Origin of the sequence: Sinorhizobium sp. B11 (assembly GCA_039725955.1) — a bacterium.
Classification (GTDB): Bacteria; Pseudomonadota; Alphaproteobacteria; order Rhizobiales; family Rhizobiaceae; genus Rhizobium.
Window position 1 is genome coordinate 1,007,087 of the sequence record CP091034.1, and the last position, 24,006, is coordinate 1,031,092.

Consider the following 24,006-nt stretch of genomic DNA (forward strand, 5'->3'; position numbering starts at 1 on the left):
GCAAAAGGCGGCTTGAAAGTCATGATCGGGCCTCTAACTGATTGCAAAATGAAATCAGATTATCGAAGGAGGAAGCGATTATGACCAGCAGGAACGAGGCCCGCGCACGGATGCTGCGCGATCTCTACGCAGCCTATATCGATCAGCGGAAGGATATCGTCGATGCGATGCTGACGGAGGACTTTACCTTTTCCAGCCCGCAGGACGACCATATCGACCGTGCAACCTATTTCGAGCGCTGCTGGCCGAACGAGCCGGCACTGACGGGCTTCGACATCGAGTTCCTGGCGGTCGACGGCGAAGAGGCTGTCGTGCGCTACCGGGCCGAGATGACCAGCGGCAAAGCCTTCCGCAATATGGAAAGCTTTCGCTTCGACGGCGAGAAGATCTCCGGCGTCGATGTCTATTTCGGCCGAAACACTGGCTAGAAAAACCGTATCGCAGATGTCGCGATAATGATGATTGAAACTGCGACCATCAGCGGTTTCACCCGCAGGCGCTTGACGAGGATCGCCCCGAAGGGTGCGGCGATCACCCCGCCGATGATCAGGCCCGCTGCCGAGCCGAGCTCCGACCAGCCGAGTGTCAGCAAGAAGGTGATCGAGATCGTCAGCGTCACCGCGAACTCGGTGAAATTGGTCGATCCGATAACCCGCTTCGGATCATGGCCGCGGCCGACGAGCGAGCTGGTGACGATCGGTCCCCATCCGCCGCCGCCGATCGCATCCAGCACGCCGGCGCAAACCCCAACCGGCGGCACCATCCAGTCGCGGACATCACGCTTCGGAGCCGGGTGGAAAGCCTTCCAGAGAATGAGGAGGCCGATCACGATCAGATAGGCCGAGACGAAGGGCTCGATCAGCTTGCCATCGACACTGGCAAGCAGGAAGGCGCCGACGGCCCCGCCGATCATGCCGGCCGGCGCCAGCCGCGCCACGAGCTTCCAGTCGACATTGCGGTGCCAGGCATGGGAAATGCCCGATGCTGCCGTCGTGAACAGCTCCGTCACGTGCGTCATGGCGCTGGCATTGGCGGCTGGGACGCCGAGCGTCAGCAGGCTGGTCGTGGACAGCACGCCGAAGGCCATGCCGAGCGCGCCATCGATGATCTGTGCGCAGAAGCCGATGACGATGAAGAGGAAGAAATCCGTGCTCATGAAAATCCTTGACGAGCAAAGGGCTGACCGAAGGCATACTGCAAACACGCTGAGGGCGAAAAAAGTTCCGGCTCAAACGTTCGGCGAGTGCCGTTTGAGGCGGATGACCTTGAAGAACCCGTTCGGGAAAACCGGCAAGATTTCAATGGCATCGAAGCCGCTCGCGCGCGCCCAGTCGGTGATCCGGCTGATCCGGAAAGACGAGCTCCAGCCGATCCGCCGGGCAAGCGGCGCCACCGCGTCCTCGATTGCTCCCTGCAGTCCTGCGCCGTCGCCGAGCTTGCTGGCCAGGATGATCTCGCCGCCCGGCCGCAAAACACGCGCGCATTCGTCCAGTGCCCGTTCCGGCTCGGGAATGAGCGTGATGACGAAGGGCAGGCAGACGGCATCGAAAGACTTGTCCTCGAAGCTCAGCGCATGAGCGTCCATCACCTGTAGGTGCCGCACGTGGAAAAGCTTGTGGCGGGCAATTTTCTCCCGTGCCTTGGCGATCATATGTTCGGAAATGTCGATGCCCGTCACCCGGGAACGCCGGGGATAGTGCGATAGCACCAGGCCGGTGCCGACGCCGATCTCCAGAATGTCGGTGCCGGCGCCAGCGGCAAGCCGTGCTAGCGTACGATGACCATCACGCAGGAGACTGCGATAGACCCGGTCATAGACCGGTGCCCAGCGCTGATAGATCTTCTGCTGGTCTTCCGCCTGATTTTGAATTTGACCCCGATTTTGAACTTGCCCCATGAGAGCGCCTCCTCCAGACCCTGCCTTCAAACTCGTGAAGGCAGGCTCCGGTTCCGGCGCATGGCAAAGGACCTGTCCAACCCGCTGCTTTTGCCTTCAGCGGAAAGGTCTTTTCGTGACCAAGGAAGCCTCGATCACTCTGCCGGCGGCGTGCGCAGATTGGTTTCGATGGCGGCAAGCTCGTCATTGACCGAGCCGGCAACCGCGCCGGTGCCGCGCAGCGATTTGTTGGAAATGTCGATCATCGGCGCGAAGGTGGCGGCCGGCATGCGGACATCTTCCTTCAGGGGCTCTTCGACGGGCAGGGCGTCTGCGAGGCTCGGACGATCGCCGCGGGCCACTTCGAGCTGGCCGCTGAGGATCGCGCGTTCGGCGCGGAGCTGGCGGATTTCCGACTTGGCGATTTCGAGGCTCGTCCGCAGCTGGCCGATTTCGTAGCGGTCGGTGTCGAGGCGCGTATCGAGATCGTGCTTGAAGGCTTCGATTTCGCGGTCGCGCTTGCTGCGCTGGCTTTCAGCCTCACGCAGCTTCATGACGAGATCGTTGCTGTGGGCGGCGAGTTCGCGGCGGGCAGCTTCGCTTTCTGTGCCGTTGAGGCGAACGCGGTTGAGCTCGTCAGTCATCCGCTCAAGGCGCGCCAGCGCGGTGGCGAGTTCGCCCTTCGTGCGCTTCAGTTCCGCGCGGGTCGACTGCAGTTCCTCGTCCGTCATCTTGTTACGGCTGTTGGCCGTCGACAGCAGCTTCTCGACGAGTTCGGACTTCGAACCGATCGCTTCGTGCTTGGTGCGCAGGTTGGCGATTTCGAGCGTCGAGGAGGTTTCCAGCGTCTCGAACTCGGCTTCCAGGCGGCGATGACGCTCCTCGGAAGCGGCCAGATCCTGCTTCAGGTTGGCGACGGAGGACTGCAGGCCGCGCGTCAGCGCCTCATGCTCAGAAAGGTTGCTCTTGAGGTGGGTGCGTTCCTCATTGAGGCGGGCGATTTCGCGCAGCTGGATGCTGTTTTCGCGGCGCGAGCTTTCGGTGAGCAGCTGATGCGCCGTGGTTTCCAGCTCCAGCTTCTCGCGGGTACTCGCCAGTTCGCGGCTGCGCGCATCATGATCCTGCTGCGTACGACGAAGCTGCGAGGAAACGTCGTCGAACTGAAGCGCCCGGTCGCGGATCTCGCGTTCGGCGTCGATCAACCGCGCTTCGACGACGGTGAATTCTTCCCGTGTCAGCTCATGCACGCCCTGCAGCTTCACCAGCTCTTCGCGGTAGGTGCCGGCTTCGACGCGAAGCTGGCTGCCGTCGAGCTTCAGCTCCTTGTTGTCGGCGGTCAGGCGCTGGTTTTCCTGATCGGACTTGCGCCGCGCATTGCTCTCATAGTCGAGCAGCGAACTCAAACGCGAACATTCGGCCCTCAGCGCGCCCGTTTCGCTGAGCGAGTGGCTATGCGCGCCGAGCAGCGAGGAAACCCGCTCCTGCAGCGACGTCAGGCTGACGAGCAGCTCTTCGGAGGATTGCTTGTTCTCCTCGATTGCCGTGCCGAAAGCCTGGAAATCGTCGACTTCCGAAACGTTGTACTGCACTGGCGGCCTCTCCACGAGGCCCGTCTGTTCGGTGATGGAAAATGTCTGGCGATGGCTCGATACTCTCGAACCCGGCTTGACCGGTTCTTCATTACGACGAAAAAAGCTCATGACCATCATACGCCCCGAAGTTGATGTCAGAAGTCCCTGAAATGATTTATGCAATGCTAATTAAGCAGATCCTATCAAAGGTTGTGCTAACCCTCTTTGATAGCCCTAGATTGCATCTAAGACGCGCGGTTCACCGTCTGTCAAAAGCGCCCACGAGAAATTAACAGTTTTTTATTGAAATATCGGCGGCGTCCCCTAAGCGCGGCTGCGGGACGCGAGCGTGCCTCATTTTCGGGTGCGACGTGACCGCCAGCGAGGAGAGGGATCTATTCCTGTGCGCGGCAGTCTTGGTCTTTTTCGTCGCGCTGCCTGTGCATCCTTGAAAGCGCGGCATCCACTGTGATTTATGCGTGTTAGGAGAGCCCGTCACGAGAGGCAATTTTTCCTCGAAGCTGTTGTTTTTTGATAATTCGCCGGTTGCCTCTCAATGCTTCCCCTCCTATGTTCCGCCTCACCTGCCGATGACGCAATCTATTGCCAAGAGGAGATCTGATATGGCTTTCGAATTGCCTGAACTTCCCTATGACTACGAAGCCCTTGCTCCCTTCATGTCGAAGGAGACGCTGGAGTTCCACCACGACAAGCACCACAAGGCTTACGTCGACAACGGCAACAAGCTTGCAGCGGAAGCCGGCATGGCCGATCTCTCCCTGGAAGACGTCGTCAAGAAGTCCTTCGGCACCAACGCTGGCCTCTTCAACAATGCTGCCCAGCACTACAACCACATCCATTTCTGGAAGTGGATGAAGAAGGGCGGCGGCGGCAACAAGCTGCCGGGCAAGCTCGAAGCTGCCTTCACCTCCGACCTCGGCGGCTATGACAAGTTCAAGGCGGATTTCGCCAATGCCGGCGCCACCCAGTTCGGCTCGGGCTGGGCCTGGGTTTCCGTCAAGAACGGCAAGCTCGAAATCTCCAAGACCCCGAACGGCGAAAACCCGCTCGTTCACGGCGCCACCCCGATCCTCGGCGTCGACGTCTGGGAACATTCCTATTACATCGACTACCGCAACGCTCGTCCGAAGTACCTCGAAGCCTTCGTCGACAGCCTGATCAACTGGGACTACGTCCTGGAACGCTACGAAGCAGCAACGAAGTAAGCGCATCCGAGCATCCGCTTTTCAGCACCCGGCGCCGCAAGCGCCGGGTGTTTTCGTTTCTGCTTCGGTTGACCTGCAATTTGTCAAACAAAGATGGCTTGACTAACTCATACCCGGTTGGCTATAAATCGATCCATAGCCAACCGGGTATGAGTTTAAATGTCGAATGTTCAAGATGCGCTGTTCAGGGCGCTTTCCGATCCGACCCGTCGGGGCATCTTCGAGCGCCTGTGCCGTGAAGGTGAGAAGACGGTTGGCGCTCTGACGGCCCACGCCGGTGTGTCTCAGCCGGTTGTTTCCAAACATCTCGCGGTACTCAAAACCGCCGGCCTGGTGCGCGACCGCCATGAGGGTCGTCAGACGCACTACAGCGCCGAAATCCGCGCACTTGCTCCGCTCGCCGACTGGACGACCGAGATGGCCGGCTTCTGGGAAAGCCGGTTCGACGCCCTGGAAGATTTACTCAAAAGGATGGACCAATGACCGACACCGCAACTGAACTCCGCTCCGTCGTCGTCGAACGGGAGATCGCGTTCCCGCCGGAAAAAATCTGGCGTGCGCTCACCCAGCCGCATCTGATCCAGGAATGGCTGATGAAGAACGACTTCAAGCCCGTTCCGGACCATCGTTTCAAGCTCACCGCCGAGTGGGGCTCCGTCGACTGCCGGGTGCTGGAAATCGAGCCGAACAGGACGCTTGCCTATACCTGGGATGCCTATGGCCTTGAAAGTACCGTCACCTGGACCCTGACACCGATCGGCTCGGGCACGCACCTGCGCATGGAACAAGCCGGCTTCCGCCCGGATCAGGAGCAGGCCTACCAAGGCGCCAGGTTCGGCTGGCAGCGCTTCTTCGAAAATCTGGAACAGGTCCTGGCGCGCCCCGACTGATGCAGGACGCGCGGCGTCTGATTTTTGAGGAGGAAGAACAATGAACTGGAATAAATCTGTCCGCCAGCTCCACCGTTGGCTGTCGATCATCTTCACGGTGACCGTCATAGCCAATTTCGCCACCATGGCACTCGGCACCCCGCCGGCATGGGTGGTCTACTCGCCGCTGCCGCCGCTTTTCCTGCTTTTATTCAGCGGTCTCTACATGTTCGCATTGCCCTATTTCACGGGCAGGCGTGAGCCGGCATCAGCGGCAAGCTGAGGCATCGCAAGAGCTACTCACTGAAATGCCGCGACTGGCAGCGCCGTCACATCGCTGTCATTCGCGGCCTCTACATCACGCCGCATGTCATCAGCCGATCTTCCCCTTTTCCGCTTCGGCATCATCGCCGATCCGCAGTATGCCGCCATCGAACCGCAGGCCGAGATGGGGCGCTATTACGCCAACAGCCTGGCCAAGGTCGGTGCTGCCATCGAGACTTTCAACGGCGAGGAGCTGAGCTTCGTCATGACGCTCGGCGATATCATCGACCGCGATTTCAATAGCTTCGACGATATCCTGCCGGCCTATGAAAAGCTGCGCCATGAGGCGCACTTCCTGCTCGGCAATCACGATTTCGGCGTTGCTCCCGAATACCTGGAAAAGGTTGTTGAACGCGTCGGCATGCCGGCACCCTATTACAGCTTCAAGCGCCACGACTACCGTTTCATCGTATTGAACGGCAATGAGGTCAGCACTTTCGCGACGCCGGAAGGCCATCCCTTGAACAGGCTCGGTCACGACCGCCTGGCAGCTCTATCGGCAGCAGGTGCCGACAACGCGCATGCGTGGAACGCATCGCTGAGCGACGAACAATTTGCCTGGCTGGCGAGCGAGATCGAACAGGCGAAGGCCGCAGGCGAGAAGGTGATCGTCATGAATCACTTCCCCGTCTATCCACCCTGCGAACACGACATGTGGGACCGCGAGCGGATTGTCGAACTGCTGGCTTCGCAGACAAGCGTCGTCGCCTATCTCAACGGCCACAACCATGTCGGCAATTACGGCAAGGTGGCCGGCTGCCACTTCGTCAATTTCAAGGGCGTGGTCGATACCGAGAGCGAAAACACCTTCGCGATCGTCGATGTCTATCCGGACCGGATGGAAATCCGTGGTTTCGGCCGCGAGGATAGCCGCACGCTACCCTACTAGGCGGCTCCCGCCACATCAGGTACAGGCTGTGCCCGGTGCTCCAGCGCATCTTTCTTCGGCGGTGTGCCGAACATGCGCGCATATTCGCGGCTGAATTGCGAGGCGCTTTCATAGCCCACCTGATAGGCGGCATTGGCGGCATTGATGCCGTCGGCCACCATCAGCCGCCGCGCTTCGAGAAGCCGGAGCTGCTTCTGATATTGCAGCGGGCTCATCGAGGTCAGCATCTTGAAATGCTGGTGGAAGGAGGAGGCGCTCATTCGCGCTGCCGCCGCAAGCTGCTCCACGCGCAGGGGCACCGTGAAATTATCGCGCAAGATATGGATGGCATCGGCCACGCGCCGCGTCTGGCTGCCGGGCAGAGCCAGCTTGCTGACCTCGCTGCCGTTTTCGCCCGAGAGCAGCCAGAAGCTGATTTCACGCAGGATCGACTGTCGCAGGATCGGGATAGATTTCGGCGTGCCGAGCATGCGCATCAGCCGCAGGATGCAGTCCTGCAGTTCCGCTCCGAAATTCTGGACGAAAACGCCCGGACCGCCGTCTCCCGATGGCTTCGGCGGAGCTTCCATCGCCTCCAGAACCTCGCGTAGAATGGTGACGTCGAGCTCCAGCGTCAGCGCGATCATCGGCCGCTCCGGGCTTGCCTCGATCACTTGGCCGAAGGCCGGCATCTCGACACTGATGACAAGCGACTGCATGGCACTGTAAGTGAAAAGCCGCTCTCCGAACATGATCTGCTTGGCGCCATCGACGATGATGCAAAGCGCCGGCTTGTAGATCGCCGGCTTCGGCATGGTGAGCGTGGAAGAGCGCATCAGGTAGAAGCCGGGCAGGGCGGTCGCATAGAGCCCGTCGCCGCCGCCATGGCTGTCCATATACTGGGTGAGCGCTGTCTTGATCTGGTCAGACATCATTCGTCTCCGGTGGCGGTCTCTGTCGCGCCTTTGCCCGCCATCTTACTCTACGAACGGAAGGCGACAACCTGTCTGGAGGAATAGGCAAGAAGTTCGACGCTTTCGGCATTCGGGAAAAGCGGTGCCGGACCTAGATTCTGGTCATCCGAACAAGGAGCAATTGAGATGACCGATCCGAATGCAAATGCCAAAATCGCAATCCTCACCGGCGGCAGCCGCGGTCTCGGCCGCAACACCGTCATCAGCCTCGCGCGCGATGGCGTCGACGTAATCTTTACCTATAATTCCAACCGCGAGGAGGCCGATAAGGTCGTCGCCGAGGTGGAGGCGCTTGGCCGCAGGGCCGCCGCCCTGCAGCTCGATACCGGCAATGTCGCCGCCTTCGATGCTTTCGTTGACAATGTCCGCTCGGTCCTGAAGGGCTGGGGTCGTGAGCGTTTCAATTTTCTCGTCAACAATGCCGGCACCAGCTACCACGCCTCGATAGCGGAGACGACCGAGGAGGAAATGGACAAGCTCTACAACATCCATTTCAAGGGCGTCTTCTTCCTGACGCAGAAGCTGCTGCCTGTCATTGCCGATGGCGGCCGTATCGTCAATCTCTCCAGCGGCCTTGCCCGCGTCGCCGTCCCGGGCTCCTCGGCCTACGGTTCGCTGAAGGGCGCCGTCGAGGTGCTGACGCGCTACATGGCCAATGAGCTCGGTGCCCGCGGCATTGCTGTCAACACGGTCGCGCCGGGCGCAATTGCCACCGATTTCAGTGGCGGTATGGTGCGCGACAATCCGGAAATCAACCGCAGGGTTGCTTCGATGACGGCGCTTGGCCGTGCCGGCGTACCTGACGATATCGGCCCGATGATCGCCTCGCTGCTGACGGAGGCAAACCGCTGGGTCAACGCCCAGCGCATCGAGGTTTCCGGCGGCATGGCGCTCTAAGCGTTGGCCACTAGCGGCTTTTCCGTCCAGCTCTCGGTCCAGAGCGTGCGCAAGCCGTCGCCTTCCCCCTTGAAAAAGACGTCCGCCTCAGCGCAAGCCTCCACGCGGTCGCTGCGGAAATTGCGGATCGCCTGCCTGAGTTCACACCAGGCGACGATATTGGCGGTCTGGGAATAATAGATCAGTGCGATCGGGCGGATCATCCGCTCGGTCGCACGTCCCATTTCATCGCGATAGGAGAGGGTGAGCTTGCGCTCGTCGCGGATCGCTCCGCGCACGATGGCGAGGTCCAAACCGGCAGGCGCCGGCGCGACCGTACCCCAGGCATAGAGCGCCTTGTTTTCCATCGCCTGTCGCAGCGGCGGCGGCACTGCGCCGACAAGCTTCTGGTTGACCCGCCGTGCGGCGAGCTTCAGCCCTTCGTCGCCCGTGCGCTCCAGGAGCGCCAGCGACAGCACGATCGCTTCCGTCTCCTCGATCGAAAACATCAGGGGAGGCAGGTCGAAGCCCGGCCGCATGATATAGCCGATGCCGCGCCCGCCTTCGATCGGCACCCGCATCGCCTGCAGTGCGGCGATATCGCGATAGATCGAGCGAACCGTCACTTCAAGCCTCTCGGCCATGACGGCCGCAGTCATCGGCTTCTTCGCCAGCCGCAATATCTGGATGATCTCGAAAAGCCTGGAGGCCTTGCGCATTTGCCGCCCTTTCGCCAACGCTCCTGACAATACACTGTCAGTTGGGCTGCCGTATAGAGCTGTCTATCGAATTGAAATTCAAAGCTCTTCCTTAAAAGCGTGATTGAAAGCGGGACGGACAACTGACATGGATTATCACCAAAGCCTCTGGCTCTACTTCACCCTTCTCTTCGGCATCATCATCGTGCCCGGCATGGACATGCTCTTCGTGCTCGCCAATGCCCTGACCGGCGGCACCAGGCGCGGCCTTGCGGCCACCAGCGGCATCATGCTGGGTGGGGCGGTGCACTCGGCCTATGGTGCGGCGGGGGTGGGCATTCTCGTCGCCATGCTGCCCGGTATCTTCAACCTGCTGCTCTTTGCCGGCGTCGCCTACATGATCTGGATCGGCGTCTCGCTGATGAGAAGTTCCATCAAGGTCGAGGCAGTCGGCCCGGGCACGGCGCGCTCCACCTGGAAGGCGTTCCGACAGGGGGCGGTTACCTGCCTCGTCAATCCCAAGGCCTACATTTTCGTACTGGCCGTCTATCCGCAGTTCATAAAGCCGGAATTTGGGCCGATCTGGCTCCAGGGGCTGATCATGGGCATCATGACCGTGCTCACTCAGCTTGCCGTCTACGGCACCCTGGCCATGACGGCCGGCCGCAGCCGCGACCTCCTGTTGTCGAATCCGAATACGACTGCCGTCATCGGCCGCCTCGCGGGCCTGTTGCTGGTCGTCATCTCCGCGATCAGTCTATGGCAGGGCTGGAAGACGGCCTGATTCCGTCTATGTTTATCACGTTGTTTTTATGAGGATCCGGCCAAACGTGACTATGCGGCCACATGGATTTTGTCATGATCGCGGTGCAGATTGCCCTCGGCCGGCTTCGCCGGCGGAACAATGGAGAGAGAATAATGAATTGGAAAACAGTAGCGGCGGCTGCGGCGCTCGCCGGCATTGCCCTCGGTTCGGTTATGGCGGCCGACGGCACGCATGACGCGCGCATTGGAATGATGAAACAGATCGGTGGCGCAGCAGGCTCGCTGTCCGCCATCGCCAAGGGCACGAAGCCCTATGATGCGGATGCCGTCAAGGCGGCGCTGACGACGATCGCCACCACGGCGAAGGCCTTCCCGGACCAGTTCAAGCCGGGCACCGAGACGGGCGACGAAGAAGCAAGCCCGAAGATCTGGGAAAACATGGATGACTTCAAGGCACGCGCCGCGAAGTTGTCTGCCGACGCCGAAACCGTGCTCGCCCAGCTTCCGGCTGATGCTGCCGGCGTCGGCGCGGCGCTGAACACGCTCGGCGGCAATTGCGGTGGCTGTCATCAGCTCTATCGCATCAAGAAGGACTAGGCGGTAGAGCTATTCTCTCATGATCCCGTCATCCGCACCGGCCCTTGCCGCCGGTGCGGATCGCCTTATTCTTTTCCGGCACCGGGGCCGGGGAACGCCCCTGAACATTGATAGTAAGGAGAGGCGGCGCATGGTCCGCAGGTTCGTCCGCTTTGTGCTCTGTCTCATCGGCGTCGTCTTGATCGGCGGCGCAGTTTTCTATTTCGTAACCGCGCCGGATCCGTTTCCGGATAGCCACTGGGCCAATCTCGGCGCGCCTGACGTCGCGAATGGCGAGAAGGTATTCTGGGCTGGCGGCTGCGTCAGCTGTCATGCCACGCCCGGTGCGCAAGGCGATGCGAAACTCACGCTGGCCGGCGGCCTTGCCCTCACGAGCCCCTTCGGGACCTTCCATGTGCCAAACATTTCTCCGGATGAGCAGGCAGGAATCGGTCGCTGGACGCTGGCTCAGTTCGGCAACGCGATAAAGCGCGGCGTCGGCCCCAACGGACAGCACCTCTACCCGTCCTTCCCCTATGGCTCCTACACGCGCATGAGCGACAAGGATGTCAACGATCTCTTCGCTTATCTGAAGACCCTGCCGAAGAGCAGCAACGTTGCCCCGCCGCACGAATTGCCGTTCCCGTTCAACATCCGCCTGGCGCTCGGCGGCTGGAAGCTCCTCTATTTCAATGATCAGCCCCGCGTCGTGCTTGCCAATGCCGACGACAAGGTGAAACGCGGCCAATATCTGGTCGAGGGCCTCGGCCATTGCGGTGAATGCCACACCCCACGCGATTTCCTCGGCGGCTTCCTCCGTGATCAATGGCTTGCCGGCGCGCCGAACCCGGAAGGCAAGGGCCGCATACCCGATATCACGCCGGGCTCGAAGAGCGTTGGCTCCTGGAGCGAGGCCGATATCACCAACTACCTGCAGACCGGCTTCACCCCCGATTTCGACTCCGCCGGTGGCCAGATGGTGGACGTTCAACAGAACATCGCCCATCTGCCGCAGTCCGATATCGAGGCGATCTCCGCCTATCTGAAGGCGGTTCCGAGCAAGTAGCGTCTGCCTGGGGCAAGCACCGCCGGCCACATTGGCAGCATGAAGCACCCGACCCTTGAGGAAACAGACGCCGCAATTGCCCGCATGCGTGAACGGCTCGCCGCGCGCAATGCGGTTCTTGCGCGCTGGTTTTCCGAAACGCTCGCGATGATGGAGGCAAAGATTGCCAGCCGCCTCGATGATCCCGGCGATCTGGCGCAGGCGAGGGCCGCAGCCTTCCTGTTCGTCAAGAGAGCACTGCACCAATGGGCAACCCGCCCGGCGCATGAGGTGGCCGCCGAGGATGCTCCGATGAAAGAGACACCGCCGTTACCGCGACTCGGTATACGTTGAGGCCTCAATCTCCAAACGGAGGAATGGTCTTGAAACGACATGCCTGGCAGATCGAGCCGCGTGAATACGCGCGGCAGGAAGAGCGCCGCGGACGGCGTTTCGCTTTCACCAGCCTCACGCCGGCAAGGACCGCCCTGGTCGTCGTCGACATGATCCCCTTTTTCGTGACGCCGGGCAGCTACGCGGAAGGCATCGTTCCGAATATTCAGGCGCTCGTTGCTGCGGTGCGCGCGTGCGGTGGGCTTATCGTCTGGGTGGTGCCGGCTCCTCGCCAGACCTATCCCGAGCTGGCACGCGAATTCTTTGGTGAAACCATCGCGGAACTTTACCGCACCTCGGGCGGCGAAGGGCCGGTAGAAGGCAGGCTTGCGCCCGATTTCGTCCCCGAACCGCAGGATCTATTGATCGAGAAGACTTCTTACAGCGCCTTCCATCCCGAAAGCGCTCCGCTTGCGGCCATCCTGAAATCGCGCGTCGTCGATACGGTTCTCATTACCGGTACTCTGACCAACATCTGCTGCGAATCCTCGGCTCGCGATGCCTGCAGCAGCGGTTTCCGCGTCATCATGCTGGCTGACGCAAATGCCGCTCGCCGAGACATAGACCACAACATGGCGCTCTATTCGGTCTATCGCAGCTTCGGCGATGTGCGTACGACGACTGAGGTGATCGGCCTGCTCGACACGTCTCAGGCAGCCTTCGGCTGATGCTCCGCGCCGAGGATCTGCACATAGGTGTCGAGTTCTTCGCTGCCGAAGCCGAGCGCCCGGTAGATCTCAGCCGTAAAAGTAATCGGCGCCGAACCGGGCGCAGTCACGATCATGCCCGATCTTACGGCGTGCGGACCGTCGCGATAATGCGTCTGGCCGCGATAGCCCTCAGCACCGGCAATGAAATCGGGCGCGTTGCTGGTATGCGGAATATTGTTCAATGCACCCGCGCGTGCCAGGGCCAGCGTCCCGCCGCAGATCGCAGCGGTGACCTTGCCACGCGTGATGAAGTCGTCGATGACGGATGAAAGGTCGGGCGCCCTTTCGGTTTCCCAGATCGTGCCCCCGCAGATAACAAGCGCATCGAAAGCGTCGCCATGCAGGTTCTCGGCCACAGTATCGGCCGCCACCCGCATGCCGCCCATGGAGCGGATTTCCGCGCCGCCGGGACTTGCCGTCACCACATCGAAGCCGAAATGGGTGCGAGCGGAGGCAGCAAGCTGCCCCACTTCCCAGTCCGCAAAGCCTTCGGTCAGAACCACCGCCAGTCGGGTCATGCTTTCCTCCCTTGCAAGATGGCCGAGCGGCTGGAGCCACTCACGACAGAGCCTGCATATAGCGCATGCCGGTGACCGGGCGAGGGGTGAAGTCCATCTGTTCGTAGAAGCGGTGAGCCTTGAGATTGCCGGTCGCAGCGCTGACGGAGAGGTAATCGCAGCCCGCAATGCGGGCCGTTTCCCGGGCGCGGTCGACGAGAAGCTGGCCGGTGCCATGGCCGCGATGGCCGTCGCGCACGAAAAGGTGATGCAGGTCCATGCCGCGCTTGCCTTCCTGCGCCCTGTAGAGCGGAACGAGGATCGCGTAGCCGATCAGGCCGTCGCTGCCTTCGGCGACAATGGCAGAAATCCAGGGCGTCGGGCCGAAGAGGTCGCGCTCGAGCTGTTCCGGCGTCGAGGCGGAGATGTCGCCATGATGGGCGGCAAGCAGGCCGATCATTTCATGGAGTTCGCAGATGTCGCGGGGTTTGGCGGCGCGGATCGTCACCACCGGCGGGCGCATGAGCGATATTTCGCTGTCTTCGATTTCAAGCATGGTCTTCGCGTCCTTTTTACGATTATGCCGCCAGGACGCTGCCGATACAACAAAGCCGCCTGACGGCGGCTTGTTGACATTGTGATCTGTCTCGGCCGCCCTTTACAGGTACAGCCAAAAATACGAGCGGTTATGGTGCGCGTTCTTGATCATGCGCCATTGATTGTCCGAAACCGCCCGTTTGTCAATGGCAGCTTGGGCCCGGATCGGAGCCGTTTCAGGCCGCATCTGCCGGTACGGCGCAGACACCGGCCGCGCAACCCTCAATCTCCTCAGCTGACGTCGCCATCGGGATGGGTGCTGCAAGCGCCATACCGATGCGGGCGCCGAGCGCGATATCGTCCTCGACGCCGAACGCATGATGCAGGATCACACCATCGCGGCCGATCAGCACGGATGAGGGCGTTCCCCTGAAACCATAGCGGCGCATCGTCATCGGTATGTCGGAGCGCTGGTCGGCCTGATCGACCCCGATGGGCGAGGTCAGCCGGTATTCGTGAATGAAAGCCTTGAGCACGGTTGGCGTCATCGCCTCGTGATGTTCGAAGACCGTGTGCAGGCCGATGACCTGGAGATCCGTGTTGGCGAAGATGCGCTCGATGCGGCGCACCTGCGGCAGGCTTTCAGCCACGCAGCCGGGGCACAGCAATTGGAAACTGTGCAGGAAGATCACCTTGCCGCGCAGTCCGGCGATGGAGAGCGGCTGCGATGTGTTGAACCATTCGCTGACCGAAAGCTCCGGTGCGAGTGTCAGATCGGACATGTCGAAATCCTTTGTCGTTGGGCAGGCGGTCCCGCCACCCGTTGCATCCGGGCAGCAATGGGATAAATCTGCCTGGTGTTTTCTCTTCTCTATTTGCCTGGAGAGAGGAAAGAGCCGGTCCGGCGATGGCAGTCGGCGGACCGGCGCCCCTGTTACTTCGCAGGCATGACCTTGCCCGGCAGGCTGAGATTGCCGGAGGCGACCTTGAAGACATTATCGACGCAAAGCAGTGGGGCATGCAGGTTGCCGTTGACCTTCAGCCCTGCGGTCACGCCGTCATAGGAAGCACCTGTGATGCCGCCGATGAGCGACAGTGGGATGGCGACATCGACACGGTCGCCCTTGAGCGTGGTCGGATAATCCGGGCTGTCGATCAGCAGTGGAACGCCCGGCCATGTGGCGGGAAGCTTCGGCTTGGCGCCGTCAGGGATGTCGGTCACCTTCAATCCGCCGGCGCAGGCCTTGTCCTCGTTGAGCACGACCCAGTGCGGATGCCAGACATCGCGGTTTTTGCCCTTATTGGCGGCATCGTCGAAGTCAGGATGGAAAGTCACGGCCAGCGCCACGATGCCCTGATCCCGGTCGAAGCCGATATCGCCACTGTTGAGCGAGGTCGGCCAGACATAGGCATAGACGCCGGAGCCTTCGAACTTGCCGGTTGCAGCGGGCTTTTCAGCGCCGGCCTCGCCGCGCACGCGCGTCGAAAAGATCGCCTTGTCGCCTTTGGTGACGATCTGCGTTTCGATAATGTCGAACGAGGCTTTCACGCCCTTGGATGGTTCTGCCGTGACGGGATGGGCCATGGCCGAGCCCAGCCAAAGCGATAGCGTTCCGGCAATGGCCGCGCCGGTGATAAACTGCCTTAACATTTTGAACGTCCTTCTCTTTTTGGTTTGCCTGGAGAGTGCGCCTATCCTTTTTCAAAGGCGTCCCAGGTGGCAGCCCGGGTTGCCGGATCGGCGGTTTCATGGTCGCGGCAGTCGATGCGCAGTTCATTTCTGCCGAAGGCCGCGTTCACGAAATTGCAGTGGTGCGGTTTGGCCGCACCGGAATGCTGGTAGGGACGGAAGTAACGACAACTCGTGCACATCCGCTGGATTGGTATGGCATCCGCCTCCTGCAGATGCTGGATCATCTTGACGAGCGACAGCAGCAGGCCTTCCTGCTCGCCGGGGGAAAGCGATCGGGCTGCTTCCATCGCTGCCGTTTCGATCGGCGAAACGGACCCGAACGCCGCCATTCCCTCCGTCGTGATGCGGATCGCGGTGGCACGTTTGTCGCCGGGAGCGCTCTCCTTGGCAACCAGCCCCTTGCGCTCCAGTGCCGCAATCGAATCCGTCGCTGTCGGCTGCGAGACGCCGAGATGCGCCGCAATCTCCTTCACCCGCGCACTATCGCGGCCAGCGAGAAATTCGAGGATCGCAAGCTGCGTCGGCTTCAGTCCGGCCTTTTCGGCCTTCGACCATTCGTCGCTGCGCATTGCGATCGCGATGCGGGTCAGGCCTTCGCTGATGCGGTTGTCGATCGATGTCGGGTCTTTTGGCGTTTCCATAGGTTCAATATATAGGAGTCCTATGTAAATTCAAGAGCCGCTGCGATGGATTGCCGCTTTCGTTTTTCGTGAAGGTAATATAGGGTACCCCCCTATACTACATCAGAGACTGCCATGTCCCATACGACCCATCAGAAGAAGAAACTCATCGCCCGCGTCAGCCGTATCCGCGGGCAGCTCGAGGCGGTCGAACGTGCGCTGGAGGGCGAGCGCCCCTGCGGCGAGATCCTCCAGCTTCTTGCCTCCGTGCGCGGCGCGCTGACGGGTCTCACGGGCGAGGTGCTGGACGACCATCTGCACGAACACGTGCTGCATGCCGCCGACGAGAAGGCGAGGGCGGAGGCGGTCGAGGAAATATCGGAAGTATTGCGAACCTATATCCGCTGAGCCGGATCGATATCGGTAAGGAGCTGGCAATGAGTGCCGGAACGAATAGCTACGGACATGAGCATGTCTTCCTGGGGCAGGACCATGCCCGCAACGAACGCCGCATCTGGCTGGTGATCGCGTTGACAGCGGTGATGATGGTCGTCGAAATCGGCGCGGGCACCATGTACGGCTCGATGGCGCTGGTGGCCGATGGCTGGCATATGTCCACCCATGCCAGCGCGTTGCTCATTTCCGCGCTCGCCTATCTCTTCGCCCGCAAGCAGGCCCGCAATCCGCGCTTCACGTTCGGCACCGGCAAACTCGGCGACCTCGCCGGTTTTGCGAGTGCCATCATTCTGGCGATGATCGCCCTGCTGATGGGCTGGGAAAGCTTCCTGCGCATCACCTCGCCCGTGCCGATCAGCTTCAGCCAGGCGATCGCCGTCGCCGTCATCGGCCTTGCCGTCAACCTCGTCAGTGCCTGGATGCTGAGCGGTAGCGGCGGCCACCATCATGGACACGGGCATGATCACCATCACGATCATCACCACGGCCACGATCATGGCCACCATAGTCATGCGGATAACAATATTCGCTCCGCCTACATGCACGTCATCGCCGACGCTTTGACCTCTGTGCTCGCCATTGCCGCACTCACCTTCGGTAGCCTCTATGGCTGGCTGTGGCTTGATCCGCTGATGGGCATCGTCGGCGCTCTCATCATTGCGCAATGGTCCTGGGGACTGATGAAATCGTCGGGCGCCGTGCTGCTCGACGTGCTCTCGGAAGGAGAAACACTGCCGGACGAAATCCGCGGAGCGATCGAAGGCGATGGCGACCGCATCACCGATCTTCATGTCTGGCAGGTCGGTCCCGGCCACCATGCAGCGATTGTCGCGGTGCTGACGCCGCAGCCGCGCGATACCGCCTTCTACAAGGAGAGGCTCGCGAGCCTGGACGAGTTGTCGCATGTGACGGTGGAGGTCACGCACGCTGCCTGATCCTGCCAAAAAGCCGAGATGCCGCCGCAATCGGGCCTTACGCCTGTGATCCTGATTCCCCGGAGGTCTTCATGAATCACAGCCTCACCCGCCGCAGCTTCATGGGCTCCGCCTTGCTGCTGCCCGCGCTGGGCTTTGCGTCTCGCGTGCGCGCCGAGCAACAGAATGACGATATCGACAAGCGGCTTGCAGCGCTTGAAGCGCGCATTGGCGGGCGCCTCGGGGTTTCCGTTCTCGACAGCGACACGAATGTCTCCTTCGGCTATCGCGGCAGCGAGCCTTTCGCCATGTGCAGCACCTTCAAGGTCCTGGCTGCAGGCCTCGTTCTTGCCCGTGTCGATAAGGGCGATGAGAGCCTCGACCGGCGTATCACCTACGGCAAGGACAAGCTCGTCACCTATTCCCCCGAGACCGAAAAGCACGCGGGCGGTGAGGGCATGACGATGGCCGAGATCTGCAAGGCCGCCATTACGCTGAGCGACAACACCGCCGGCAATCTGATGCTGGAAAGTTTTGGCGGCCCGGCCGCACTCACCGACTGGCTGCGCTCCATCGGTGACGGCACGACAAGGCTCGACCGCATGGAAACCGCGCTGAACGAAGCCACGAAAGGCGATCCGCGCGACACCACGACGCCGGATGCAATGCTGGATTCTCTTGGCAATATCGCGCTCGGTTCGGTTCTGGCGGAAACCTCTGCAAATCAGCTGATCGACTGGATGATTGCGAACACGACCGGTGGTGCGCGCCTGCGCGCAGGCCTGCCCGGCGATTGGAAGATCGGTGACAAGACCGGCACGGGCGACAATGATTCCGCCGGCGATATCGCCATCATCTGGCCGCCCAAGCGCGGCCCGATCGTCGCCGCCGTCTACATCGGAGAAGCGACCGTGAAGATGGATGAATTCAATCCCGTCTTCGCCGAAATCGGCAAGATGATTACCGAGATGGTCTGAAACGGAAAGATCCGCCGTTCGGCAGCAGCTTAGCAACCATGGTTTCGTCGCAGCAATGCAATTGAACCTGCCGGTTATCGCATTGACATCAAGTTCGTGATCAGACCTGCTTTGACTTCGAGCATCGGGCGATTGATTTCGGGTTGACCGATATCTCTCAGCTGATCGGGCGTCAGGTCTGCCAGCACCCTCTGCCTGGCGGCAGCTCTGCGCCACTGCCTCACGGCAGCGGCCAATGCAGCAGTCAATATTGTGATGTTGTTCAGCCTGGACTCGGACACCTGTTGTATCGGCGCGCTGGCGGCGGCGTGAGTTTCCGTGTGAGCCATTTCCCAGTCTCCTATTTGTGAAATGTGCGGGTGGGAATGTGCCATGGGGGTGTTTTCGGCCTGTTGGGCTGGGCGTGAACGGCCAGGAAAACTTCGACAAGCCGCCGCTAAATCGGTGTTAAATCCGTCTTCCCAAATGCTATTCTGCAGCGGCGATCCAAATCGGGAGGCTTTCTGTGCGTATCAGGTTGCTAGGCGGCCTCGAAGTTGCCTCCCCGGAAGACCGGCAAGTACGCTTCGCCACGCGCAAGACGTCGCTTCTTTTTGCTGCTCTGGTTCTTGCAGGGCGCCGCGGCTGTCGCCGGGAATTGCTTTCCGAAGCCTTCTGGCCGGGACGAAGCAATGAACAGGCCCGCAATAGCTTGCGGCAGGCGCTGGTCGATATCAGGCGGGCGTTTCCGGCGAGCAGCGAAGCCACTGTCTACATCGACGGAGATCAGGAGACGGTCGTCCTGATTTTCGGCCCGGACGAAGCCGACATTTCGATCTTCGACCGGAAGCTGGAGGCGGGCGGAGCCGCTGATCTTGCCTTTGCAGCAGACCTCTACCGCGGTGAGATGCTTGCGGGCGAGTCCATTCCGGACGGGCTCGATGAGTGGTTCGGACCTTACCAGAGCACATATCGGCGCAAGGCGCTGCAACTCGTGGAGCGGTTGAGCCTCATGCTCACCGATCCGGGCTCCGCCGAAGAGCCAGCCTGCGAAGGGCTCGCAGAGAGATTGCTCGCCTCGGACCCGACGATAGAGCCAGCTCACCGGGCTCTGATGCGGATGCATATTCTCAGGGGACACGAGAATGCGGCCATGCGACAGTTCGAGGCCTGCCGGGCCCTCGTGAAGAAGCATCTCGGCGCCGAACCCGAAGCGGAGACGTCCTCCCTGGCCGTTTCGCTGCAGTCGCGACAACAACCCTTACATCAGCGGGCCGAACCGGGGCCTGACGTCATCTCGCAGATGCAGGCCTTCTCAGCCCCGACGAAGCATCACGATCGGCCCTCGGTTGCGGTATTGCCATTTCAGAATTTGAGCGGCGATGCGGAGCAGGAATATTTTGCCGATGGCATCGTGGAGGATATCACGATCGCCCTTGCCCAATTCCGCCATCTCTACGTCATCGCGCGGAATTCGAGCTTTACCTACAAAGGGCAGGCCGTCGACATCAAGCAGGTCGGGCGCGAGTTGGACGTGCGCTATGTGGTCGAGGGAAGTGTGCGTCGGACGGGAGACCGGCTCCGCATTGCCGGACAACTCATCGACACGTCGACGGGTGCGCACCTTTGGGCAGACCGTTTTGATGGGACGCTTGCAAATATATTCGATCTTCAGGATCAGGTGGCCTCTAGTATCGTCGGCGCGATAACGCCGAAAGTAGAGGAGGCGGAGATAGAGCGCGCCAAACGCAAGCCGACGGAGAGCCTTGACGCTTACGACTATTATCTGCGCGGGCTGGCGGCGTTTGACCGGACGGTCACCAATAGATCGGTCACCGATGAGGCCCTGCGGCTGTTCATGAAGGCGATCGAGCGCGACCCGGAGTTCGCCATAGCGTATGCCCGGGCGGCGCGATGCTACGCGACCCGAAAGAGCAATGGCTGGATGGCCAATCCCGCCGAGGAGATTGCTGAAGCGACCCGACTGGCGAGAAGAGCGGTCGAACTCGGCTGGGACGATGCGGTTGCGCTCTCCTACGGTGGATATGTCCTCGGCTATGTCGGCGGCGACCTTGATGATAGTGCGGCCTGTATCGATCGCGCGCTCTTCCTCAATCCGAATCTCGCCGCTGCTCTGGGCACCAGCAGCTGGGTGAAGACCTGCCTTGGCGAGCCCGACAAGGCCGTCGAACATGCAGCCCTCGCCATGCGTCTGAGCCCTTTGGATCCTCGCCTGTTTGCCTGGCAGTTCAACACCGGCCTGGCTCATTTCTGCGCCGGACATTACGAAGATGCCGCCGTCTGGGCGGCGAGATCGTTACGCCACCAGCCGAATTATCCGAGCGCGATGCGTGTTATGGCGGCAAGTCAGGTCATGAGCGGGCGGAGTGCGGAAGCGCAGGGAACGATCGCCCGCCTGTGCCAGTTGGATCCCGCGCTCCGGCTTTCGAATCTTGCCGATATCCTGCCGCCGTTTCGGCGACCGGACGACCGTAACCGATATATCGAGGCTCTTCGAATGGCGGGGTTGCCGGAGTAGAAAAGCGGCGGAGTGTGCTTTCCGCCGTATGTCGGTTGGTGTTGCGGCCTCAGGCGGCTGGAATGTCGTCTGTTGTCGCGGTTCCGTCATCCTCAATGCCGGCGAGTTCGCGTTTAATCTGTTCGGCAATTTCCTTCTCGATCGCCTCGCGCTGATCGGCAGGCATGGCCTTCAGGTCGTCCTCGGTCAGGCCGCGTGATTCCAGGTAACGGGCACGGATGAATTCGGCCGGGTCCATGTTGCTCCAGTCGGTGAACTCATCGACCAGGCTCCTGTGTGCGGCCTTGGCTTCCATTTCGGCGTCCGACGGGTTGATATAGGTCTCGTTGCCGGCTTGTACCGCCCACATCGTATTGGCGATCGACGGCGGGGTCGCGCTCGGCTGCAGGCCGGCGCCGGATTGATTACGCGCACTGCCGCCAAATTCGTCGGCCTGCTTATTCTTGGATTTGCCCTGCTCGAAAAGTGCACCAAGGCCAGAGTAAATTGAAAGGCTGCTACCGATTTCCATGAAAAAATCCCCCTGAAAAACGGTAGCAGTATGATGGGGCAAACCTGCCCGGAGCTGGTGTCTCCTTCTGGTTGCACTACGGCAGCGAGTAGGCGATCACGTAGTCCCCCGGCTTGGTGCCGACCGAACCGTGGCCGCCCGCAACCATGACGACATATTGCTTGTTGTCATCCGTCATATAGGTCATCGGCGTCGCCTGACCGCCGGCCGGAAGCCGGGCTTCCCACAATTGTCGGCCGTTCGTCACGTCATAGGCGCGCAGATAGTTGTCGACGGCGGCGCCCAGGAAGGCGACGCCGCCCTTGGTCATCATTGGCCCGCCGATACCGGGCACGCCCACCTTGAAGGGCAGGGGCAGCGGCGTCATGTCGTGCACCGTGCCGTTCTTGTGCATATAGGCGATGCGGCCGGTGCGGAGATCCACGCCGGCGACATAACCCCAAGGCGGCGCCTGGCAGGGAATCTGCAGCGGCCCGAGGAAGGGACCCATGAATACGCCGTAGGGCGCACCGTCATTGCGGTTGAGGCCCTGTTCGCTGCCCTTCTCATCCTGGCCACGCGGCGGAATATCGGCGGCCGGTACCAGGCGCGAGGTGAAGGCCAGGTAGGTCGGCATGGCAAACATCACCTGGCGTTCCGGATCGACGGCGACCGAACCCCAGTTGAACGTGCCGAAATTGCCGGGATAGACGATCGTTCCCTGCAGCGAGGGCGGTGTATAGCGGCCCTCGTATTTGTAGCGGTGGAATTCGATGCGGCAGGCAAGCTGGTCGAACAGCGAGACGCCCCACATGTCCTTTTCCTGCAGCGGCTCAGGGGAGAAGGTGAGATCGGAGATCGGCTGGGTCGGCGCGCTATGATCTTCCGGGATCGTGCCACCGGGTGCCGGAATCTCCTTGAAGGGAATGATCGGTTGGCCGGTGCGCCGGTCGAGCACGTAGATGTCGCCCTGCTTGGTAGGCGCGACGAGCGCCGGCACCGCTGTCCCATCTTGCTTCGTCAGGTCCACGAGCACCGGCTGGGCCGGCACGTCCATGTCCCAGAGATCGTGGTGGACGAATTGCTGCACCCATCGCAGCTGGCCCGTATTGATGTCGAGCGCCACGACCGACGACGAGAACTTCTCGACATTGGCGCTGCGGTTCATGCCGAGCTGGTCCGGCACCTGGTTGCCGAGCGGGATATAGACCATGCCGAGCTGGTCATCGACGCTGAAGACCGACCAGCTGTTCGGCGAATTCGTCGTGTAATGCTGGCCCTCGGCCAACGGTGTCGTCTGGTCGGGATTGCCGGAATCCCAGTTCCAGATCAGCGCGCCGCTGTTGATGTCATAGGCGCGGATGACGCCGGACTGCTCTTTCGTCGAATAGTTGTCGTTAACCGCCCCGCCGATGATGATCTTGCCCGCGACGGCGACCGGCGGCGACGTGGAGTAGTAGTAGCCGGCCGGATTGTATTGCATGCCGGTCTGTAGCTGCAGCACGCCATGGTCGGCAAAGCTCGCGCAGACCTGCCCGTTGGTCGCGTCGAGCGCGATGAGGCGCGCATCCGAAGTTGGCAGGTACACACGCTCCTTGCAGGGCTGGCCGGCAGGTGTCGCCTCGTCGCTGTAATAGGTCACGCCGCGGCAAGTCTGGTGCTGCCGGTCCGGGTTCATGCCGGAATTGGCGTCATATTTCCATTTCTGCTGGCCGGTCTTGGCATCGAGCGCAATCGCCCAATTGTGCGGCGTGCAGAGATAAAGCGTGTTGCCGACTTTCAGCGGGGTCACCTGATAGGTGGTCTCGCCGACATCGTCGGGCTTCTTCACGTCGCCGGTCTGGTAGCGCCATACCTCATCGAGGGTGGAAACATTTTGCACAGTGATCTGGTCAAGCGGCGAATAGCGCTGGCCGTAGGGCGTGCGGCCATATTGATGCCATTCGCCGTCAGGCACATTGCCACCAAAAGCCGGCGTTGCAGCGGATGATTGCGTCGGCAGATCGCCGGCGAGGTCGTGCGGATCCGTCGTCATGGAATATCCGGCGACGATGATGGCGAGAATGACCGGAATGGCCAGCGGCCAGGGATTGGCACCGTAATAGATGCCGGTCGGGCTGCGAAAGCCGAGCGGCCTGCGGATCCATGGCGTCAGCAGCCAGAGCCCGAAGAGGATGATCAGGCCGCCGCGCGGGCCGAGCTGCCACCAGTCGAACCCCACCTCCCAGATTGCCCAGGCGAGAGCCACGACAACGAGTACTGCATAGACCCACAGCGCGACTGCCTTGCGCATGAGAAGCAGGCCTGCCGTCAGCAGGAACATCAGTCCCGCGAAGAGATAGAAGACACTGCCGCCAAGCGTGACGAGCCACAGCCCGCCGCCGCCGAGCGTCAGTCCGAAAATGATGAAGAGTATGGAGGTAATGACGATTGCCATAAGGCAGTCTCCCGCTGGTTAGCCGGATCGGAGAATGGCGAAAAACATACGCCGATCAGGCAGATAGAGCGGGAGGCCTGCCTTTCAACCGCCGCA

Annotated in this window: 29 protein-coding genes; 16 read left to right on the forward strand and 13 right to left on the reverse strand. The window is 61.2% G+C overall.

What is annotated here, in order from left to right:
• Nucleotides 1-80: 80 nt before the first annotated feature.
• The gene (locus LVY75_14735) at nucleotides 81-428 is read left to right on the forward strand and encodes a nuclear transport factor 2 family protein (GenBank protein ID XAZ24461.1); all 348 of its coding nucleotides are present in this window, start codon (nucleotides 81-83) and stop codon (nucleotides 426-428) included.
• Here the strand turns inward: LVY75_14735 and LVY75_14740 are convergent.
• The 3 genes from LVY75_14740 to LVY75_14750 form a co-directional block, all read right to left on the reverse strand.
• Nucleotides 425-1,156, reverse strand: coding sequence for a sulfite exporter TauE/SafE family protein (locus tag LVY75_14740; protein XAZ24462.1), 732 nt, complete (start codon nucleotides 1,154-1,156; stop codon nucleotides 425-427). The two genes, LVY75_14735 and LVY75_14740, sit on opposite strands and share 4 nt — an antisense overlap.
• A 72-nt stretch (nucleotides 1,157-1,228) precedes the next feature.
• Nucleotides 1,229-1,897, reverse strand: coding sequence for a class I SAM-dependent methyltransferase (locus LVY75_14745; GenBank protein ID XAZ24463.1), 669 nt, complete (start codon nucleotides 1,895-1,897; stop codon nucleotides 1,229-1,231).
• A 134-nt stretch (nucleotides 1,898-2,031) separates the two neighbouring features.
• On the reverse strand, nucleotides 2,032-3,576 hold the full coding sequence (locus LVY75_14750) for a hypothetical protein (protein XAZ24464.1): 1,545 nt from the start codon (nucleotides 3,574-3,576) through the stop codon (nucleotides 2,032-2,034).
• 494 nt (nucleotides 3,577-4,070) lie between these two features.
• Here LVY75_14750 and LVY75_14755 point away from each other — a divergent pair, with 494 nt between their 5' ends.
• The 5 genes from LVY75_14755 to LVY75_14775 all read left to right on the forward strand — a co-directional run bounded on the left by LVY75_14755 (nucleotide 4,071) and on the right by LVY75_14775 (nucleotide 6,755).
• A complete protein-coding gene (locus LVY75_14755; GenBank protein XAZ24465.1) occupies nucleotides 4,071-4,673 on the forward strand; it encodes a superoxide dismutase in 603 nt (200 codons plus the stop codon).
• 159 nt (nucleotides 4,674-4,832) lie between these two features.
• Nucleotides 4,833-5,156: a metalloregulator ArsR/SmtB family transcription factor gene (locus LVY75_14760; protein XAZ24466.1), complete on the forward strand. Its 324-nt coding sequence runs from the start codon at nucleotides 4,833-4,835 to the stop codon at nucleotides 5,154-5,156.
• Nucleotides 5,153-5,563, forward strand: coding sequence for an SRPBCC domain-containing protein (locus LVY75_14765; protein XAZ24467.1), 411 nt, complete (start codon nucleotides 5,153-5,155; stop codon nucleotides 5,561-5,563). Before LVY75_14760 ends, LVY75_14765 begins: the two co-directional genes overlap by 4 nt.
• Nucleotides 5,564-5,603: 40 nt before the next feature.
• Nucleotides 5,604-5,825: a hypothetical protein gene (locus LVY75_14770; protein XAZ24468.1), complete on the forward strand. Its 222-nt coding sequence runs from the start codon at nucleotides 5,604-5,606 to the stop codon at nucleotides 5,823-5,825.
• An 84-nt stretch (nucleotides 5,826-5,909) separates the two neighbouring features.
• Nucleotides 5,910-6,755 carry a metallophosphoesterase gene (locus LVY75_14775; GenBank protein XAZ24469.1) on the forward strand — a complete coding sequence of 282 codons (846 nt, stop codon included), beginning with the start codon at nucleotides 5,910-5,912 and terminating at the stop codon, nucleotides 6,753-6,755.
• Here LVY75_14775 and LVY75_14780 read toward each other — a convergent pair.
• Nucleotides 6,752-7,666, reverse strand: coding sequence for an AraC family transcriptional regulator (locus LVY75_14780; protein ID XAZ24470.1), 915 nt, complete (start codon nucleotides 7,664-7,666; stop codon nucleotides 6,752-6,754). The genes LVY75_14775 and LVY75_14780 overlap by 4 nt on opposite strands.
• A 168-nt stretch (nucleotides 7,667-7,834) precedes the next feature.
• Here LVY75_14780 and LVY75_14785 point away from each other — a divergent pair, with 168 nt between their 5' ends.
• Nucleotides 7,835-8,605 (forward strand): SDR family oxidoreductase, encoded by a 771-nt coding sequence (locus tag LVY75_14785; protein XAZ24471.1) that lies wholly within the window; start codon nucleotides 7,835-7,837, stop codon nucleotides 8,603-8,605.
• On the opposite strand, the gene LVY75_14790 is transcribed toward LVY75_14785, so the two are convergent.
• A complete protein-coding gene (locus LVY75_14790; protein XAZ24472.1) occupies nucleotides 8,602-9,303 on the reverse strand; it encodes a YafY family transcriptional regulator in 702 nt (233 codons plus the stop codon). The genes LVY75_14785 and LVY75_14790 overlap by 4 nt on opposite strands.
• A 127-nt stretch (nucleotides 9,304-9,430) precedes the next feature.
• Between LVY75_14790 and LVY75_14795 the strand changes: the two genes are divergently transcribed.
• From LVY75_14795 to LVY75_14815, 5 genes are all read left to right on the forward strand, one after another.
• Nucleotides 9,431-10,066 carry a LysE family translocator gene (locus LVY75_14795; protein ID XAZ24473.1) on the forward strand — a complete coding sequence of 212 codons (636 nt, stop codon included), beginning with the start codon at nucleotides 9,431-9,433 and terminating at the stop codon, nucleotides 10,064-10,066.
• Between the two features lie 134 nt (nucleotides 10,067-10,200).
• A complete protein-coding gene (locus tag LVY75_14800) occupies nucleotides 10,201-10,644 on the forward strand; it encodes a cytochrome c (GenBank protein XAZ24474.1) in 444 nt (147 codons plus the stop codon).
• Nucleotides 10,645-10,774: 130 nt separating this feature from the next.
• The gene (locus LVY75_14805) at nucleotides 10,775-11,689 is read left to right on the forward strand and encodes a c-type cytochrome (GenBank protein ID XAZ24475.1); all 915 of its coding nucleotides are present in this window, start codon (nucleotides 10,775-10,777) and stop codon (nucleotides 11,687-11,689) included.
• Between the two features lie 39 nt (nucleotides 11,690-11,728).
• A complete protein-coding gene (locus LVY75_14810) occupies nucleotides 11,729-12,022 on the forward strand; it encodes a hypothetical protein (GenBank protein XAZ24476.1) in 294 nt (97 codons plus the stop codon).
• Between the two features lie 23 nt (nucleotides 12,023-12,045).
• Complete coding sequence (locus LVY75_14815; protein XAZ24477.1) at nucleotides 12,046-12,729, forward strand: cysteine hydrolase; 684 nt, start codon at nucleotides 12,046-12,048, stop codon at nucleotides 12,727-12,729.
• On the opposite strand, the gene LVY75_14820 is transcribed toward LVY75_14815, so the two are convergent.
• The 5 genes from LVY75_14820 to LVY75_14840 form a co-directional block, all read right to left on the reverse strand.
• A complete protein-coding gene (locus tag LVY75_14820; GenBank protein XAZ24478.1) occupies nucleotides 12,711-13,289 on the reverse strand; it encodes a glutamine amidotransferase in 579 nt (192 codons plus the stop codon). The two genes, LVY75_14815 and LVY75_14820, sit on opposite strands and share 19 nt — an antisense overlap.
• A 40-nt stretch (nucleotides 13,290-13,329) precedes the next feature.
• Nucleotides 13,330-13,824: a GNAT family N-acetyltransferase gene (locus LVY75_14825; protein ID XAZ24479.1), complete on the reverse strand. Its 495-nt coding sequence runs from the start codon at nucleotides 13,822-13,824 to the stop codon at nucleotides 13,330-13,332.
• A 217-nt stretch (nucleotides 13,825-14,041) separates the two neighbouring features.
• On the reverse strand, nucleotides 14,042-14,587 hold the full coding sequence (locus LVY75_14830; protein ID XAZ24480.1) for a TlpA family protein disulfide reductase: 546 nt from the start codon (nucleotides 14,585-14,587) through the stop codon (nucleotides 14,042-14,044).
• A gap of 152 nt (nucleotides 14,588-14,739) precedes the next feature.
• Nucleotides 14,740-15,456, reverse strand: a complete 717-nt coding sequence (locus LVY75_14835; protein XAZ24481.1) for a hypothetical protein — start codon at nucleotides 15,454-15,456, stop codon at nucleotides 14,740-14,742.
• A 41-nt stretch (nucleotides 15,457-15,497) separates the two neighbouring features.
• A complete protein-coding gene (locus LVY75_14840) occupies nucleotides 15,498-16,139 on the reverse strand; it encodes a MarR family winged helix-turn-helix transcriptional regulator (protein ID XAZ24482.1) in 642 nt (213 codons plus the stop codon).
• A gap of 114 nt (nucleotides 16,140-16,253) precedes the next feature.
• On the opposite strand from LVY75_14840, the gene dmeR reads away from it, so the two are divergent.
• The 3 genes from dmeR (at nucleotide 16,254) to bla (ending at nucleotide 18,465) form a co-directional block, all read left to right on the forward strand.
• Nucleotides 16,254-16,526, forward strand: coding sequence for a Ni(II)/Co(II)-sensing transcriptional repressor DmeR (gene dmeR, locus LVY75_14845; GenBank protein XAZ24483.1), 273 nt, complete (start codon nucleotides 16,254-16,256; stop codon nucleotides 16,524-16,526).
• 29 nt (nucleotides 16,527-16,555) lie between these two features.
• The gene (dmeF, locus tag LVY75_14850; GenBank protein ID XAZ24484.1) at nucleotides 16,556-17,509 is read left to right on the forward strand and encodes a CDF family Co(II)/Ni(II) efflux transporter DmeF; all 954 of its coding nucleotides are present in this window, start codon (nucleotides 16,556-16,558) and stop codon (nucleotides 17,507-17,509) included.
• Between the two features lie 71 nt (nucleotides 17,510-17,580).
• Nucleotides 17,581-18,465 carry a class A beta-lactamase gene (bla, locus tag LVY75_14855; GenBank protein ID XAZ24485.1) on the forward strand — a complete coding sequence of 295 codons (885 nt, stop codon included), beginning with the start codon at nucleotides 17,581-17,583 and terminating at the stop codon, nucleotides 18,463-18,465.
• Between the two features lie 74 nt (nucleotides 18,466-18,539).
• On the opposite strand, the gene LVY75_14860 is transcribed toward bla, so the two are convergent.
• Entirely contained in the window at nucleotides 18,540-18,794 is a 255-nt protein-coding gene (locus tag LVY75_14860; protein ID XAZ24486.1) for a DUF1127 domain-containing protein, read from the reverse strand.
• 176 nt (nucleotides 18,795-18,970) lie between these two features.
• On the opposite strand from LVY75_14860, the gene LVY75_14865 reads away from it, so the two are divergent.
• Nucleotides 18,971-20,983, forward strand: coding sequence for an adenylate cyclase (locus LVY75_14865; GenBank protein XAZ24487.1), 2,013 nt, complete (start codon nucleotides 18,971-18,973; stop codon nucleotides 20,981-20,983).
• Between the two features lie 49 nt (nucleotides 20,984-21,032).
• Here the strand turns inward: LVY75_14865 and LVY75_14870 are convergent, their stop codons facing one another.
• Nucleotides 21,033-21,494: a hypothetical protein gene (locus LVY75_14870; protein XAZ24488.1), complete on the reverse strand. Its 462-nt coding sequence runs from the start codon at nucleotides 21,492-21,494 to the stop codon at nucleotides 21,033-21,035.
• A 76-nt stretch (nucleotides 21,495-21,570) separates the two neighbouring features.
• Nucleotides 21,571-23,910 (reverse strand): glucose/quinate/shikimate family membrane-bound PQQ-dependent dehydrogenase, encoded by a 2,340-nt coding sequence (locus LVY75_14875; protein XAZ24489.1) that lies wholly within the window; start codon nucleotides 23,908-23,910, stop codon nucleotides 21,571-21,573.
• Between the last annotated feature and the right edge of the window lie 96 nt (nucleotides 23,911-24,006).